The sequence below is a fragment of the Flaviaestuariibacter terrae genome, assembly GCF_054777635.1.
Map to the genome: position 1 here is coordinate 1,521,736 of NZ_BAAHAL010000008.1, position 16,962 is coordinate 1,538,697.

The 16,962-nt window shown below is 60.1% G+C and carries 6 protein-coding genes; 3 read left to right on the forward strand and 3 right to left on the reverse strand.

Features of this window, described 5'->3' with window-relative positions; translation table 11 throughout:
• Positions 1-110: 110 nt before the first annotated feature.
• Together ACYU7Z_RS14860 and ACYU7Z_RS14865 are read right to left on the reverse strand one after the other, a co-directional pair.
• Positions 111-1,895 (reverse strand): caspase family protein, encoded by a 1,785-nt coding sequence (locus ACYU7Z_RS14860; protein ID WP_460571842.1) that lies wholly within the window; start codon positions 1,893-1,895, stop codon positions 111-113.
• A gap of 64 nt (positions 1,896-1,959) precedes the next feature.
• Positions 1,960-2,991: a LacI family DNA-binding transcriptional regulator gene (locus tag ACYU7Z_RS14865; protein ID WP_460571844.1), complete on the reverse strand. Its 1,032-nt coding sequence runs from the start codon at positions 2,989-2,991 to the stop codon at positions 1,960-1,962.
• A gap of 177 nt (positions 2,992-3,168) precedes the next feature.
• Between ACYU7Z_RS14865 and ACYU7Z_RS14870 the strand changes: the two genes are divergently transcribed.
• Positions 3,169-3,933, forward strand: a complete 765-nt coding sequence (locus ACYU7Z_RS14870; protein WP_460571846.1) for a Rossmann-fold NAD(P)-binding domain-containing protein — start codon at positions 3,169-3,171, stop codon at positions 3,931-3,933.
• Between the two features lie 742 nt (positions 3,934-4,675).
• Here the strand turns inward: ACYU7Z_RS14870 and ACYU7Z_RS14875 are convergent.
• Complete coding sequence (locus ACYU7Z_RS14875; RefSeq protein ID WP_460571848.1) at positions 4,676-9,511, reverse strand: Ig-like domain-containing protein; 4,836 nt, start codon at positions 9,509-9,511, stop codon at positions 4,676-4,678.
• Between the two features lie 858 nt (positions 9,512-10,369).
• Here ACYU7Z_RS14875 and ACYU7Z_RS14880 point away from each other — a divergent pair.
• Positions 10,370-15,925, forward strand: a complete 5,556-nt coding sequence (locus ACYU7Z_RS14880; RefSeq protein ID WP_460571850.1) for a PKD-like domain-containing protein — start codon at positions 10,370-10,372, stop codon at positions 15,923-15,925.
• A 20-nt stretch (positions 15,926-15,945) separates the two neighbouring features.
• A complete protein-coding gene (locus ACYU7Z_RS14885; RefSeq protein ID WP_460571852.1) occupies positions 15,946-16,938 on the forward strand; it encodes a PorP/SprF family type IX secretion system membrane protein in 993 nt (330 codons plus the stop codon).
• The last annotated feature ends 24 nt before the right edge of the window (positions 16,939-16,962 follow it).

Consider the following 16,962-nt stretch of genomic DNA (forward strand, 5'->3'; position numbering starts at 1 on the left):
AGGTTGAAAAGACATTGCCGGGTCCGGGTGGGCCCGGCATTTTTTATTGGGCTAGATGAAACTTTCTAACCGTTTCCGGTACGCAAATACCCATCAAAAGAATTTGCCGGTCACAGGCCGAGAAAGATGAAATCGCCGCCTGGTTCGTTACTTCCGAATCCACCAGCCCGCGGTTCAGGCACCACGCGCTCGAGCGCTGCCTTGATCTCGCTGAATGTCAGCAGCCTGTCCTTGCCTCCCTTTCGTAGCGTTTCAATCAGCTTGTAGGCAAACGGCGAGTGCATGCCGGGCCGGCCATCCGGCACATATTCACGGCCTCCGGAAGTGAGGTACAGGCGCGACCGGAAGCGCAGTTTTCGCTCCAGCATCGCCGGGGTGTCGGCAGCAGCATATCGCTCTTCGCCCGAACGGCTTGTGCTTCCGGAGATCTTATCATCGAACGAGCCGCCAAAACATACATCGAGCGCAACGAGGATGTGGTTGCAGTCGATGCTGTTGATAATGTCGCGAAGCTGCGCATGGGTGAGGTAGCTGTCGCGGGCAAAATCCTCCTGGCCGTCTTTCGAATCGCGCGTGGCAATAAATCCATTTACAAAGTCGTCGATGCCGCCGTGCCCGGCAATGAAGATGAAGAGCTCGCTCGTGCTGTCGTAGCGGATCCGATTCTTGTATTTGCGCAAGGCTTCCAGGATTTCGCGGCGTGTTGGATTTTTCAGGAGCTCGGTATTGAAGCCATAAGTCTCGCGAAGCTCTTTTTCAATGGTGCTGGCATCGTTTACGGGGTTATTCAGCTTTCCCCAGGATGGCGCATCGTAGATGTCGGTGCCAATGAGCAGCGCGTAATTCCGGCCGCGGGCGCGTGGTTGTGCGGCGGCGCTCTTCACCGGCGCATTGATGCCCCGCGATAACTCTTCCGAGGCTTTCATCCTGCGGGCGAATTCGATAAAGTCTTTTTCAAAGCGAACGGCTGCATGAAACGACGGGAGCGTAGTGGCTGCATTCGAATAGAGCCTGCTTTGCTCGATACTGTAGCTTCCCTCCCAGGCCATCCGCTGGCTGGCGTCGGGGCTGAACAGGTCTTTCAGGTCGGTGCGCTCCATTTTACAGAAGCTGTAGGTAAGCAGTCCTCCGCCCAGTGCATCGACCTCGGGCGCCGAGCCGATCGTGAACAAATACACACGCTCGCGGCTCAGCAACGCATTCAGCGAAAGGTCATTCTCGAACGCATAGTTGCTGAACGACGGAAAGAATTCGTTTCCCTCATCCGTGTCGAAAATCACCAGTTGCTTGCGGCAGCTGACCTGGTTCAGCAGTGTCTTCAGGGTAAGTGAATTCAGGGTGCTGCTCAATTGGGATAGCGAGTCGATCGAGGAGGGCAGGTAAGCGCCCAGGGGAAAGACCATGATGTCTTCGCGGTTGGCAAACTGGGGCTTGTCGGCAAGAAGAACTTTTTGCGATGCGCCCGCGTAATAAAAAACGAAAAGATCGTTGCCGCTCATTCGCTTGCTGATCGCCTCAATGACCTCTTTTATCGCTGCGTACGAAGCGCCTGAGTTGGAAAAGAGGTAGGCTTCCGCACTGTCGATGCGGGTTGCTTTGTTCGATTCGCGGAACGAAAGGTATTGCCGGAAGCGCCCCGTGTCGGTAGACAGTTCATGTGTGCGGCCATAGCCGGTCGCCTCCGAGCGCACCGTTACCGGGAAGCCGAAGTAGCTGGCCATCTTGCGGGCATCGCTGACGCAATAGCGGAACTGCATGGGCTTGTTGCCCGGCCCCATCATTGAATCGATACCGATCCCCACGAAAAACAACTTGTTTCCCTTGGGCAGTCCGGATGAGCGGCCATCGAGCGCGTTCGACAGGAGGGATAAGCAGAAAAGTATCCTCAGTAGCATACCGGTTGGTTTACTCCGAAAGATAATACACTTGGCCGATGGGGATACTGGCTAAGCTGCCTGTTCAGGAAGATTGCTTCTTCGACGAATCGCGGATGATCAGCTCCGTTTCGAGCACCTTTGTCTGGAACTCGGTGATGGGGCGGCGGCTTTCGATCATCTGGATAAGGAACTCCGTGGCAAGCTGGCCGATCTCGAAGGCCGGCTGGCGGATCACGGAGAGCGAAGGGGAGAAGAGGTCGCCGACTGCAGTGTTGGTAAAGCCGATGAAGCCGGGCTCTTTTTTGAGCTTCATGCGCTTGAGGATGCCGAAGCAGGTCATGGTGAGGCGATCACCGGCGCCGAAAAAGGCGTCGGGCTTTTGCTTCGCTTTCATCAGCGAGCTGATGGCCTCTTCGACTTCGGGCACCTTCATGCCGCCGTTGGGACAATAGCGGATCAGCTCTTCGCGGAACGGGATGCCGTGCTTGCCGAGGGCTTCCTTGTAGCCTTCGAGGCGCTCCTTGGTAATGGAGAGGTGGGGTGAGGCGGTGATATGTGCGATCCGCTTGAAGCCTTCGTAAATAAGGTGCTCGGTGGCGTGGTACGCACCCCAGTAGTTGTTGGCCGTTACCGTATGTGTTTCGATCTCGTGGCTCACGCGGTCGAAGAATACGATGGGCATGCCCTTCTCGTGGAGCTCGCGCAGGTGGGCAATGTCGACCGACTCGCTCGACAGCGAGATGAGCAGCCCGTCGACGCCGCGGGCGGCCATATGCTCCACGTTGACCTTCTCGCGCTCGTGCGACTCGTGGCTCTGCGTGATGATGACGTGGTAGCCGCGGTTGTAGGCGATGGATTCAATGCCGTTGATGGCCTGGGAAAAGAAGTTGTTGGCGATCTCGCTCACCACCACGCCGATGGCGCGGGTGCGGCGCTCCTTGAGCGACAGGGCGATGGGGTTGGGGCGGTAGTTGATCTTCTCCGCGTATTCGAGCACCTGCTTTTTGGTTTCGGAGGAGATCTCGTAGGAGCCGCGGAGGGCCCGTGACACTGTCGATGTAGACAGGTTGAGGGCTTTGGCGATATCTTTTATCGTAGCACTTTCAAACTTCATGTTCCCGTGGGTAGGTTACGCTTTCGCTGATTGGCCTCTAAAAGTACAACCTTTTGCGGCGCAGTGCGTGGGCGGAAACGATTGCGCAAATAAAGCCCCGCCGCCGGGGGGCGCGGCCGCCGGAAGCACCTAATTTGGCGGCAGCATGTTTCTTTCGTTCACCAATCTTCTTTTCGTATGATCTGGAATCCTTCGCTCCTGGCCGGCAAAACGGCCCTGGTAACGGGCTGCAGCCGCGGTATCGGGCAGGCCATGGCCATCGCCCTGGCCGAAGTGGGCGCCGATGTGATCGGCGTTTCGCACTCGCTGGCAGCCGGCTCCGCCACCGAGGCCGCCGTGCGCGCCACCGGCCGCAATTTCACGGCATACGCCGCCGACCTGGGCAACCGCGCCGCGCTCTATGGCTTCCTGGAAACGCTCCGCGCCAACCACCCCGTGATCGATATCCTTGTCAACAACGCCGGCAGCATCAAGCGCTATCCCGCCGCCGAGCATCCCGACGAAGCCTGGGATGAAGTGCTGCAGCTGAACCTCGATGCGCCCTTCATTCTCGCCCGCGAGCTGGGTCGCGATATGCTGTCGCGCAGGAGCGGCAAGATCGTCTTTACCTGCTCGCTGCTTTCGTTCCAGGGCGGCATCACGGTGCCCGGCTATGCCGCCAGCAAGGGCGCGCTGGCGAGCCTCGTGAAGGCCCTTGCCAACGAATGGGCGGCACATGGTGTGAATGTCAACGGCATTGCGCCCGGCTACATCGCTACCGACAACACCGAAGCCCTCCGCGCCGACGCGGCGCGCAGCCAGAGCATCCTGGCGCGTATCCCCGCCGGCCGCTGGGGCGAGCCGGAAGACTTCAAGGCTCCCCTCGTATTTCTCTGCTCCGAAGCGGCCGCCTATGTGCACGGCACGCTGCTGACGGTGGATGGAGGATGGATGGGAAGGTAATTGAACAGCAGAACAAGGAACAAGGAACAAGGAACAAGGAGCGGTAGAACAACGAATGGGAGGGGAGGGGAATGGTTGGAGCACAAAGGTGGCGCCCCGCGCCGCCTTTGTCACGCTGAGCGAAGCGAAGTGTCTGTGCGTGCCGCTTTAGGCAACGACGAACCTGCAGGAGCCTTCAACCCATAAGCATTCCGTCGCAGCGAAACAGCTGCGTGTTTGTATAGTGTCAGTCCTCCTGCTTTCTTACGCCGCTCCAGGGATTGGTACCACAGATGCCTCGTTTCACCCGGTACTTCCCGGGGCAGGTTTCTCGCAGAGTGCGCAGCGCGTTTCGCAGAGGACACGGAGATACGTATTCAGGTTGAAACGTATGATAGCACAACACATGGTGCAAGACCGTCTTGCGTAGTGAGGCGCCCTGCGGGCAGAGCAGTAAAGGGCATACAACGGTTTCAGCTGGAACAGCACAGATTCGGGCAACACCCTTTGCGGTTTGCGTCGCAAACTCCTGGCCTACGCCCCGCCACATCGTGACTTCCTCCATTCTTCTTGCAACGAGTTCCACAGCGTAAGTCCCTTCTTTTCTTCGCCTCCTTCGCGTCCAAAGAAGCCTTCGTGCCTTGGCGTTAAAAGAGAAAGCCTCCCCGTGTGGGAAGGCTTTCTTTGCTCCCCTTCCCCTAGGGACATCCGAGCCGAAGGCGAAGGATGCGCGCGTAGCGCTGTGGGGGATGGGTCCTTGTTCTTATTGCTTAATCAGCGTCACCGTCTCGCTCGCATCACCATTGGCCGTGAATGCCTTCAGGTGATACTGCCCGGCGGGAAGACCACTGACGTTCATCTGGACCGTCGTCGACGAGCCGGCCTCGGTGAGCACCGGTTGCGTGCGCACCACCTTACCCAGCATATCCGTGAGTTGCAGCACCACGCTGCCACCCTGGGCCGAAGCCTGCAGGCGGATCGAGGCCGTGCCTTTTACGGGGTTGGGGTAGATGCCGTCGAGGGTGAGGATACCACTCTTGTCGCCCTTGAGCAGAACCACCGCGCTGTACTTATACTGCCCGTCGAGGTCCTGCTGCTTCAAGCGGTAGTACCATTTCGTGCCGGCCGTGATCGACTCATTGTAGGAGTAGCTGATATCGCTCGTGCTCGTGCCACCCTGGGCGCGGCTGGCCACAAAGCCAACCTCGGTAAAGCGCGAACCGTCAGCCGAGCGCTCGATGGCGAAGCCACGGTTGTTGGATTCGCTGGCCGTGATCCACTTCAGCTCGTTGACATTATTGGCCCGCTTGCCCGTGAAGGCCAGCAGCGACACCGGCAGCGGTGCATCGATGTTGGAAAGCGCAAAGGGCGAGAAGTACGTAAGGCCCGACACAGTCGCCGCCTTCAGTCCGTTGACCGTAGCCGGTGTAACGGCGCTGCCACGCTTGGCCCAGCCGCCGGTGGCATCATAGTGCCACAGCTGTACGTCGGTAGCGTTAGAGAAAGAAGCACCTACGTCTGTCGTGCCATTGTAGTAGAAGGTAGCGGTCACACCCGGCGAAGGCACGGGGTTGGCCGAATCGGGAACGAGGTCCCACTGGCGGGAAACTGCCTTGGCAAGGTTGGCGGTATAACCGGCCGACACGTTGGCGATCGCGTCTTCCACGCGCACCTTCCAGCCCTGCATGGTGCCGGACGAAAGATCCAGCGGGTTGTACGTGCTGTTGCCCACCGGGAAGGCCTGCGCCGAAGGGCCTACCGACTTGATGTGCAGCGCACCCGCGCCCGAAGTTTTTACATACGAAGTCGTAGAGCCGCCCGAAACCGAGCCGGCCGCTACCGTGAGATCATAGGCGGCCACATCGAGCTTGCCCGACGTAAGCGTGAGCGCTCCGTTGACCGTAACCGATTTGTTTAGCGTTACCATGCCGCCGCCGTTGACGGTTACGTTGCGTACGATATCGGCAACCGGCACTTCCGCATCAGCCACGAGGTCGCTGCTGTTGGCGAATTCAAGATCCACGTTACCTAGGAAGTTGGGTGCGGCATCGAGGCTGCCGTCCTGGCGAATGATCTTTCCGCCGTCCGCGATCACGAGGTTGTTCGCGTTTACCACACTGCCCGACTCGAGCTGCAGGCGGTAGCCAATTCCCGTCAGCGCATCGGCCGAGAAGCTGCCTGCCGACTTGGACACCGAGAGCGTATAGAAGCTGCCCATGGCACTGCCGCTGAAGCTTTGCGCGCCCGTGCCCCAGAACGATACCGTAGCTGTGCCCGGCGTAAAGGATCCGTTCTGGATCCAGCTGCCGGTAAGAGCGATGTTGTTGTTGGCGCTGGCCAGCGTGCTGCCGCTGCCAATGGTCAGCGTGCCCGACAGGTTGAGTGAAGAAGCAAGCGTTTTGGTGCCGCCGGTAGCCGTTTGCAGTCCCTCGTAAGGAAAAGCCGGGATAGACTGGTTGCCGCTGCCGTTGAAGCTTACCGTGCTGCCGGCAACCGTATGGCTGCCCGAAGCCGTGACCGTGAACGTGTTGGATACACCGGTGGTTCCGGCGCTCAGGATCTTCTGCCCACCGGTCAGACCGAGGTTGCCGTAGTTGGCGGCGGGAATGTTCTGTCCGTCGGCACTCATGTTGAAGTTAACAGTGCCCGAGGCAGACGAGCTCAGGGAGCCCGAAGTTGCTACAACAGGGCCGTTGAGATCAAGCGTGTAGGTGGCCACTCCGAGTGTTCCGCTGCTGAGTGTAAGCGTGTTGTCGACCGCCGTGTACGCATTGATGCTGACCGAAGGCGTACTGCCCGAGGTATTGCTGATGCTGAGGTTGCTGATGTTGCCGCTCACAGCACCTGCTGCGATGTCCTGGGCGCTGCTGCCGGTAAAGGCGAGCGTGCCCGATGTGCAGGAGATGGCGCCGGTGCTGCGGCTGATGTTGCCCATAACCGAAAGGCTGTTGCCCGCTACATCGAGGATGCCGGAGCTGAGCGAAAGGTTGCCGCGCACGGTCATGGCGTCGAGCAGCGTGAGGCCGTTGCTGCTTGCTACCGTGATGGGGAAGGACCCGGAGATATTGCTGCCGCTGAGGCCGCTGACGGTTTGCGTGCTGCCGTTGAATACGAGGAGCGCGCTGCCGTTGCCACCGGTTTTGCTGATGACGCCGCTGCCCGATACGCTCAGGTTGCCGCCGATATTGAGCTGCCCGAGCGTGTTCTGCGTGGCGCCCTGCTTGATGTCGAGCGTGCCGCCGGTGATCTGCACGTCGCCTGTGACGGTGAGGGCACGGGTGCCGCTGCCATCGCGGTTGACGTTGATGGTGCCACCGGTGAGCAGGAGCGAGCCTACGGTTTGGCCGGTAGTGCCCGATGCGCTCGTGATGAGCACAACGCCCGACCCGGTGGAGGATACTTTCAATTGGCCGTTGATGGTGATGGCAGGCGAGTTGGAGAGACGGAAATAATGATTTGAATTGAAGTTGCCCGCAAACCAGATGTTTTCATAAGCGACGCCGGTGCCGAGTGTTTTGTCGGCGCCGTCGGTGAAGGCGTTGCTGAATTTGAGTGTTGCGCCGCTCGTATAGGTGGCCGCAAGGGAGGCGACGTTGTCTTTCACCACTTCGATGGTGCCGCCATTCTGCGCCTTCAGTGTGGCTGTGGTATTACCGGTAAGCGTCGCGCCATTGCCGTACACCAGGCTTGCGGCTGCGCCGCTAACCGTAGTGATGCCGTTGGCGCCGCTGTAGGTTCCGGCTGTGAGGTTCAGTGCGCCATTTACGGTCATGCTGGCGGTTGTGTTGGTTGCACCGAGTGTGAAGGTGCCTGCGCTGATCGTCATGCTGCAGCCGCTGGCGATGCTGTTGACCGAGCCGACGCCCGTGCTGATGCTCAGGTTGGTCGATTGCGTCAGGGCCGATGCGGAACCGCTGATGCTGATGCCGTTCGTGACCGTGAGCGTGGCCGCGGAAGCAGCGTTGAGCGTGATCGCTGCGCCGCCTTTGACCTGCAGCGAGCCGATCGTTGTGGCGCCGCCTGCCGTAACACTCGCCGTCGGTACCGAGCCGTCGAAGACGAGCACGTCGCTGTTCGCGGCTGTGCGCGAGGGGCTCCAGTTGGCGGGCGTTGCGAGGAGGCCGTCGCCGGCGGCGCCGGTCCAGGTGTAGGGGCCTACGAGCGTTACCGTGAAGGCAGTTGCGGAGCCGCTGCAACCGGTGCTGCTGTTGCTTACCGTGATGCTGCCGTTGTAGGTGCCAGCGGCCGCGGCGGGCGGCACGGCAAGCGTGAGCGGGCTAGCGGTAAGCGTTGTGCTGCTGACGTCGGCAAAGCCGGCGGCCTGCGCCGTTGCGTCGTAGCTGATGGCGTACTGGTTCGGAGTATTGGTGGATGTATACACGAGGCTGCCGGAGCTTGCGCCCTGCGCAATGGTCAGGTTGGTCGGCGTGATCGTCGGTGTGCCGTTGATCGTGGCGGTGACCGCCGTGCGGCCCGACGACACGCAGCCCGTTGTGCTGTTGCGCGTTTCGGCGTAGTAGGTAGTGCTGGCGGAGATCGAGGGCGTTGTGAAGGCCGCTGTGCCGCTGCCGCCGCTCAATACGGAGCCGCCGCTGGCAGCCGAATACCAGTCGATGGTATAGCCGGCGCCCGGGTCGGCTACGGAGATGTTGACGGTGCCCGTTCCGCAGCGCGATGCGCCTGTGGTGCCGGCAGGCGCGGAGGGGAGGGCGTTGACCGTGAGCGTTGTGCTGTTGCTGCTGTTGAAGTTCGATGTGCAGGAGCCGCTGACAATGCTCGTAACGGCCAGCGTTTGGCCGTTGTTGGCTGCGGTTACGGCAGTTGTAAAGCTGGCATTGCCGGAAGCATCAGAAGTGACAGTAGATGTTTGAGTAGTTCCGCTGTTAATGTTATAGCTCACTGTTTGGGCGGTGCTGGCAAGCAGGCCGGTCAGGGAAACCGTGGTATTGCTTCCGGCGCATGCTGCGCTGCTGCTGACACCCGAGAGTGTCGGCGAAGAACAGGCTAGGTTCAGCGTTACGATGGTTGCCGACGAATAGTTATAGGCTTTGTCGTAATGTACCAGCGCAATTTTGGCGGGAGTGCCGGTGAAGTTGTAGCTGGTGGTGCCCGAGGCTACACTGCTGGCAACTGTCCAGTCGCTGTTGAATGAAGAACTGGCCGGGTAATAGCCTTGGTCGAGCAACACAGGAGCTGTGGCGCCGGCATTGCTCGTTGTGAGAATGTAGGTGCCCTGTACCCCGGTGGCTTGACTTCCGCTGGCGCCACTTCCCACATCTGATCCATTAGTCCAGCTAACAGTGGAGCCTGAATAGGACGCAGCGGATGGCGCGTTCGGTTTCGCAACGTCCGTGGCATCACTGGTTGCTGTGAAGTACATCACGAAGTCATCGAAATAGACGCTTACCGTATTTGTGGATGTCGTGAAGAATGGAGCGGCATAAAAGTAACGGGCAGCTGAGTTAGGTGTACAACTGTTGGTCATCCGCGTCCAAGAGGCGGAGTTGATGTTTGTAACCGTGGTCGACGTCATCGATATCGAGGAGCCGTTGCCTACTGCTGGAGTCGGGCTGGCTGTATTGTAACGTACGTTGCCCAAGGAGTTGAGGGTTGTGGCCGAAGCATCCGTTTTTGCCCAATAAATCTGGTGGACATAGCCAGAGCCATTGACACCTGGAAAAATGCCTATGTTGTTATTGTACCAATACTTTTGAGATGTAGAAGACGGTGTGAACAAAACCGACTGAGTGCCTGTGCGGCCGACGGTAGAGGAGATTGCGCCGCTTCCTCCGCTAGCGCCATTCGCACCGCTAACAAGCGGCTCGACATCTTTTGGGGTATACCAGGCGCCTAAAGCCTGAGCATGAAGGTGGCCCGGATTAAGCAGGGCGAAGAAGCACGCAAAAGTGATTAGCGCTTTTACGGGCAACGAAAAAAAAGTTCTGTTTGCTCCAGTGGAGGGCAGCAAGAATCGCATTCTCATAGCAAGAAGTTTTTGTTTGGCCAGATTTAGTAAAGGCTAGGGGAGGGCTCTGCAGGGGATATTGGAAAAGAAATGCGTGATGTGGGAAATCGGGTCAAGCACACAGGTGGCCGTAGAAATACAAGCCTCGCATCACAATCGTCTACCAAGTTTCAAAACATTTCCCGATACACAATGAATTTTCTATGCAATCGTTACCGGAAACGTTTGCATAGAAACTTGTTGCCGGATTTCCAAACTGGACTACTTTGGTATCGCTGACCCGAAGAACTGTATCCGTGCGAATGCTTGCTATACCTGCCTTTCACGCGATACGACCTGCCCGATTACCGGAGTGCTGACTGCTGCTTGCCATGTGACCCCCGAAACGAACTCCGGCAACCGAACTCTTTTTCTACCCTTCCCTGCAACCAACGGTAGCCGTACTGCGGCTGCCCCGATACGGATATAACAAAAACCACAACTGGACTTGCTATGCGCTTTTCCCATGACCTGACGTTGGCACCTGTGAACACGGCGCCCGCTCCCCGGCAACGAAAGAAACTGCTGATCCGCTGCCTTTGCGCAGCGATCCTGCTGGTAGCCGGGCGCGATGTTTCTGCCCAGAACTACACCTACACAACGGAGACCTTCGACAACACTACTGAATGGCCCCAGTCTTCGGGTGCCGCCCCCGCAACGGAGACGCAGTATGTAACGAGCACCGGCGCCTGGCGCCTGTACAAGGGCTACACCGTTACCGGCTCCGATCCCTGCAGCAGCCCTCGCGCCCTGCGCTTTCCTAGTGGCAGCGGTGCCTACCTCGTATCGCCGCCGCTTACGCAGGGCTGCGGCGTGGTAACGTTCAACGACGCCCGCACCAACCGCATTTATACCTATTACACATCGACCGATAACGGCGCGACCTGGAGTGCCGGCACCAGCACCGCCTCTTCGGGGGCTTCCTGCGCAACGGTCACCATTACGATCAATAACCCCGCGGTCAACCGCTTCAAGCTCGGATATACCGTAGCCCAGGATGCCGGCGTGGACAATTTCCTGATCACAACGGCCACGGTTACCGCCCCCACAGTAACAACCACCGCTGCGAGCGCCATCACGTTCACGACCGCCACTTCCGGCGGTAACGTAACGTCCGACGGCTTCGGCACTGTAACCGACCGCGGTGTCGTTTGGAGCACAACGGCCAACCCGACCACGGGCGCCAACCTGGGCATCAGCCACAACGGTACCGGTACGGGTGCGTACAGCAGCGCCATCAGCGGCCTTGCTCCCGGCCAAACCTACCATGTGCGTGCCTTTGCGACCAATGCGGTGGGCACTTCCTACGGCGCCGACCTCACCTTCACGACACCCGTAGCCGTGCCCACGCTGACGGTTTCGCCCTCCTCGCTCGACTGGGGCAACGTCACGGTCAACACAACCGCCACGATGAACTACTCGCTGTCGGGCGTCTACCTTTCGCCCGCGGCCGGCAGCATTACTGTTACGGCACCTTCCGGCTACGGTGTTTCGACAAGCGCAACAGGGCCCTTCACAGCCACAGCAACGATCCCGTACAGCGGCAGCACGCTCGCCGCGACAACAGTATATGTACAATTCGCACCTACCGCTATTGGCACGACGAACGGCACGCTGACCAACAGTGGCGGCGGCGGCACGGCCAACGTAGCCCTCAGCGGCGCGGGTGCGGCACAGCTCGCCGGCGTCACCAACGTCGGGTTCGATTTCTGGGCCGGCTTCGGCTACCAGGTAAAAATGGAGCAGAATTCCGGCGACGCCGACGAAGCGCGCATGTCGATCTATATTTCCGTACCGGCCGGCTCGGTCGCTGCCACGGTAAAGGTGGAGCTGCCCGGTATTCCCGGGGCCAGCGGCTTCCCGCAAACCGTTACGGTCAACCCCGGCTCGGTTTCCGAAGTAACGGGCTTCCCGACCGGCGATCCCGCCAACACCATCAACAGCGGTGGCTTCCCCGATACCCGCCTCTACGCTACGGGTGTGAGCAGCCGCGGCGTGCACATTTATTCCACCAACGGTGTTCCCATTTCCGTGTGGATGCACACCTATGCGCGCAATAACTCCGCAGCAGGCGCGCTGCTCTTCCCGTCGAATACCTGGGCCTCCAACTACACCGTGCAGGCCTACGGCGGCGTGGCCAACGACGATAACCCCGCTTCCTATTTCTTTGTCATCGCGAAAGAAGACAATACGCCCATCTGGTTCACGCCCAGCCAGGATGTCGTGGATTCCACAACCGGCTCCTCGGGCACGATCTTCAATGAAGGCCATACTGCCGCCCAGGTGAAGTATCATGCCGGCGTTCAATACGGTCCGATCATCCTCAACCGCGGGCAGATCTTCAATGCCATGGGCTTTATCCAGGGCTCGGGCCGCCTTACGGCGCGGGGACTTGACCTCTCCGGCTCGGTGGTGAAGACCGATTGCAACAAGAGCATCGCGGTATTCGGCGGTAACGGCCGTGTGCTGGTAAATGCCACCGACTGCAATGCCACGACGGGTTCTGACCACATGATCCAGCAGATGTTCCCTTCGGTAGCCTGGGGCAAGCGCTATCTCACAGCGCCTACCAAGACAATGGAGTACAACGTATACCGCGTGAACGTGAGCGATCCTGCCACACAGGTGCGCGTGAACGGCACGCTTCTCAGCGGGATCATCAACAACCTTTATTATGAATTCGCCAGCAACCTGCCGCAGCTGATCACCTCCGACCGGCCGGTGTCCGTAACCCAATTCATTACGGCAGAAGACTGCGCGGTGAAACACGGCGGAAACGGCATGGGCGATCCGGAGATGATCACCCTCAGCCCGGTGGAGCAGGCTATCAAGAGCACAACGGTGTATTCCGCACCGATCCGTCGCTCGGGCAGCTTCGTCGACGGACATTATATCAACGTGATCATTCCCCAGGGCGGCGTTGCTTCCTTCCGCCTCGACGGGGCCGCCACTGCCGACCCCGGCGTCGACCAGGCCACGGTTGCGGCTACCTTCGACCACACGCTTGGACAGGGCGTATCCGCAGCTTATGGTACTGGCGGCACGCAACCCATCAGCAGCATCTTCCAGCCGCACCCGCAGCTCCCGGGCTACGCCTATGCAACGTTTAAAGTGACGCCCCAGGCGGCGCACAGCCTGTCTTCGGATTCGGCTTTCAACGCCATTGCGTATGGCGTGACCGACGGTGAAAGCTATGGCTACAATGCAGGCGCTGCCGTTAAGGACCTCTCACAGCAGGTGCTCCTCGGCAATCCGTATGGCGTTACCACAGGACTTACCTGCCGCAACAATCCGTTCTACTTCCGTATCGCGCTGCCCTATGCGCCGGCCGATCTCGCCTCGCTGTCCTGGAACTTCTTCAACAACCCGGCGATGACTCCCAACGCCAGTGTGCTCCAGAACAACCCGACGACCGACAGTACTTATACGGTCGATGGCGTTTCCTATTATGTATACCGTATTCCTACAACCTACCAGTTTGCGCAGTCGGGTACCTATACGTTCCAGGTGCTGGCGAACGCGCTGACCGGCGGCGGTTGCACGGGTACCAAGGTGCTCAACAACACGATCACCGTCACCGATGGCCCGAAGGCCCGCTTCAACCCGGTGCTCCCCACCTGCGGTGGCCTGGCCGTTCAGTTCAACGACGTGTCGACCTCCGATTCCACCGCGGTTAGCCAGTGGACCTACAACTTCGGTGACGGCACGACCCTCGCCGATACGTCGCACCTGCAAAACCCTTCCTACACCTATCCCGCACGTGCGGCCTACACGGTAACGCTCCGCGCGGTGAACGCCGCCGGTTGCTATGCCGACACGACGCGTACGATTGATATCTCGGGCGCCTTCACGCCGGCCCTGAGCGTAACCCCGGGCACTACGGTGTGCGCCGGCAACGCCCTGACCTTCACCAACAACTCTACGGCGAGCGGAACCTACGGTTCGATCGTGCGCGACTCGGTGGATTATGGTGATGGCAGCCCCACGGTCTTTATTAACGGAGGCGCCAATGCCACGCACACCTACGCTACTGCCGGCACCTACACCGTTTCCTACCAGGCTGCTACCACGTCGGGCTGCCGCAATACGCCGGTCAATACGGTCACCGTTACCGTCAACCCGGTGCCTTCGGTGACGAGCGGCGCCAGCGGTACGATCTGCACCGGCAACCCCCAGAGCTACAGCATCACGTCGGGTATCGCGGGAACTACTTTCTCGTGGAGCCGCCCGGCCGTTGCCGGCATCTCCAACGCCGCCGTGAGCAACCAGAGCGCCAACCCCATTACGGAGGCACTCGTCAACACAACCAACGCGCCCATAGTCGTTACCTACTCCATCGTGCCGACGGCCAGCGGTTGCCCCGGTGCAGCCTTCACGTATTCGGTTACCGTGTATCCCTCGGTGACGGTTACGAGCAGCGCGACCGGAACGGTCTGCAGCGGATCCGCACAAGCCTACGCGATCAGCAGCAACGTTGCCGGCGCCTCCTTCTCCTGGAACCGCCCCGCGGTGACGGGCATTTCGAATGCCGCCGTCAGCAACCAGACCACGGCAACCATTACCGAGGCGCTTGTGAACACAACCAGCGCACCCATAAACGTAGCGTACTCGATCACTCCTTCGCTCAACGGTTGCCCGAGCACAACCTTTACCTACACCGTAACGGTGTATCCTGCCGCGACGGTTTCGAGCGCTGCCACCGGCGCCGTGTGCAGCGGCAGCGCGCAGTCCTATAGCATCACAAGCCCTGTTGCCGGCACGACGTACTCCTGGAGCCGCCCGGCGGTTACGGGCGTCAGCAATGCAGCAGCAAGCGGGCAGACATCGAACCCGATCACCGAAGCGCTGCTCAATACAACCAACGCACCTGTTGCCGTTGTGTACACGATCACGCCGAGCGCCAATGGTTGCGCAGGCACGCCGTTCACCTATACGGTAACAGTCAACCCGACGGCCACGGTAACGAGCGCAGCCACGGCTGCCGCCTGTACTGGTGTCGCATTTACCTATACCATTACGAGCGGCGTAGCGGGCGCAACGTATAGCTGGAGCCGTCCTGCCGTTGCAGGCATCAGCAATGCGGCTGCCAGTGGGCAGACGGCCAACCCGATCAGCGAAACGCTTGTGAACAGCACGAATGCGCCGGTGGTTGTGGCCTACACGATCACGCCTTCGGCGAGCGGCTGCGCGGGCACGCCCTTCACGCTGAACGTAACGGTGAACCCGAGCCCGGTGGCGGCCTTCAGCTTTGCCAACAACAGCTGCGCCAACAGCGCCGTGAACTTCAGCGCCACGACATCGCCATCGATCAGCAGCTATGCCTGGAACTACGGCGACAACAGCACCGGCACCGGCGCCACGTCGACGCATACCTATAACGCCGGCGGCAGCTTCAACGCCACGCTTACGGTGACCTCGGCGGCCGGCTGCTCGAGCACGAGCGCCCCGCAGGCCATCAGCATCGCGGCCATTCTCGGCAACCCCGTGGTAACGGCCGACCCGCCGCAGCCGAACTCGCTGACCTTCCGCTGGGCAGCCATCAGCGGCGCCACTTCGTACGAGGTGTCGACCGACGGAGGGGCCACCTGGACCGCGGCCAATGGCGCCGGTGGCACGAGCCACACGGTGACGGGCCTGCAGCCCAACCAGTCGGTGACCATCCAGGTGCGGGCCCTCGGCGCGCTGGCCTGCCAGACGGGCACGGGCACTGCGACAGCAACCACGCTGCTTCCCGACAGCGGTGTGTATGTTCCGAACACCTTCTCGCCCAACGGCGACGGCCATAACGACGTGCTGCGGGTTTACGGTAACTTCATCACGGCCATCGATATGCGCATTTTCAACCAATGGGGCCAGCAGATCGCGGTGATCAACAATACCGCCAATGGCTGGGACGGCACCTTCGGGGGCCGCATGCAGCCCGTGGGTGTATATGCCTACGTGATCAAGGTGACGCTGCAGAACGGGCAGACGACCACCGTAAAAGGCCTCTTTAACCTGATTCGCTAATCGACTAACACAGAGAACGCATGAAAAAGTATTTTATCCTGGCCCTTGCCCTCATCGGTGGCCGCAGCGTGCTGCAGGCGCAGGTGGATCCGCACTTCTCGCAATACTATGTCTTCAGCTCCTGGCTCAACCCCGCCCTCACCGGCGCCTTCGACGGCGACTACAAGGTGTCGGGCATCTACCGCAGCCAGTGGGCGAAGCTCGATAACGGGTTCAAGACCTTCGGTGTAAATGCCGAGGCGGTAACCTCCAAGAAACTCAACATCGGCCTCAACCTTTTCCAGCAATCGACGAGCACGGGCTTTACGTTCCAGAATGCCTATGCCGCCTTCAACTACACCGGTGTGCGCTTCGGCCGCGACAACAGCAAGGTGATCGCCATCGGCATCCAGGCCGGTATGATCGCGCGCCGCTTCGACCCCAGCAAGTTCACCACGGGTGAGCAGTGGTCGGTAGGCGGTGGCTTCAACGGCAACACGTCGAACGGCGAGGTGCTGGCGCAGAAAGGCGCGACGGTATTCGATGCCGGCGCGGGCGCCCTCTATTACGACATGAACCCGGCGAAGAAGGCCAGCCCTTACCTCGGTGTATCGGTGGGTCACCTCACGCAGCCCGAGGGCGTGTACATCGGTGCCAGCGACAAGCTGCCGATGCGCGTGACGGTGCACGGCGGCGTGGCCATCAACCCGTCGGGCCGCTTTGTGCTGACGCCCAACTTCATCTACCTGCGCCAGGGCAATGCCGAGGAAAAAGCCATCGGTGCTTTCGGGCAGCTGCGTGCCTCCGACGACATGAGCCTGCTCGGCGGGATCAACTACCGCTTCGACGATGCCGTGGTACCCTTCGTGGGCTTCGACTACAAGAACTTCGTGGTGGGTGTTTCGTACGACGTCAACACGTCGGACCTCGGGCGTCTCGTGGGCAACGCCAACAGCTTCGAAGTATCGCTTTCCTACATTATCAAACGCAACCGCATCCTGGGCCAGCGCTTCTTCAGCTGCCCGCGCCTGTAATGGTTCACTAACCCCGAATAAAAA

What these genes read in the sequence shown, in the direction of transcription:
- ACYU7Z_RS14860 (WP_460571842.1), bottom strand. Translation starts at nt 1,895, where the DNA reads ATGCTACTGAGGATACTTTTCTGCTTATCCCTCCTGTCGAACGCGCTC.
- ACYU7Z_RS14865 (WP_460571844.1), bottom strand. Translation starts at nt 2,991, where the DNA reads ATGAAGTTTGAAAGTGCTACGATAAAAGATATCGCCAAAGCCCTCAAC.
- ACYU7Z_RS14870 (WP_460571846.1), top strand. Translation starts at nt 3,169, where the DNA reads ATGATCTGGAATCCTTCGCTCCTGGCCGGCAAAACGGCCCTGGTAACG.
- ACYU7Z_RS14880 (WP_460571850.1), top strand. Translation starts at nt 10,370, where the DNA reads ATGCGCTTTTCCCATGACCTGACGTTGGCACCTGTGAACACGGCGCCC.
- ACYU7Z_RS14885 (WP_460571852.1), top strand. Translation starts at nt 15,946, where the DNA reads ATGAAAAAGTATTTTATCCTGGCCCTTGCCCTCATCGGTGGCCGCAGC.